We start from the raw sequence: 326 nt of genomic DNA, 5'->3' as shown, positions 1-326 counted from the left end.
TGATGCAAGAGAGAGCTTTCAGGAATTCTTCGGCAGAGGACATGAGGACACCATTGCTGACCAGGAAGCCAACAGACATGGCCGCAGTGGCAAAGACCCCAATTACTACAGACCTCCTGGACTGCCTGACAAATACTGAGCGTCCTCCTATTAGCTCAGTAGGTTGTGCTGGGGTCCTGAGGGTGGGGTCTGGGCTTCCTATCTAGGAACACTGAAGATGCTCTCTGGGGCAACATAGTATACCTCTCATGTGTGTATCCCACAAGGGTTTCAGAATGGAGTTACTCGAGCAGTAGTAACTGCTTGAGGAGGAGAGGGTAATAAAC

At 50.6% G+C, this 326-nt stretch carries 1 protein-coding gene; it reads left to right on the top strand.

Annotated features, from left to right (window positions below; translation table 11 throughout):
- The coding region (locus tag NK662_RS24700; protein WP_497717183.1) for a hypothetical protein at positions 1-139 on the top strand (139 nt) is incomplete at its 5' end.
- Positions 140-326 lie beyond the last annotated feature (187 nt).

Origin of the sequence: Ectobacillus ponti, from assembly GCF_024294785.1 — a bacterium.
In the GTDB taxonomy this organism is placed as follows: domain Bacteria; phylum Bacillota; class Bacilli; order Bacillales; family Bacillaceae_G; genus Ectobacillus; species Ectobacillus ponti.
The sequence above is the reverse complement of the archived record's forward strand: the minus strand, read 5'-3'. Positions and strand labels throughout refer to the sequence as shown.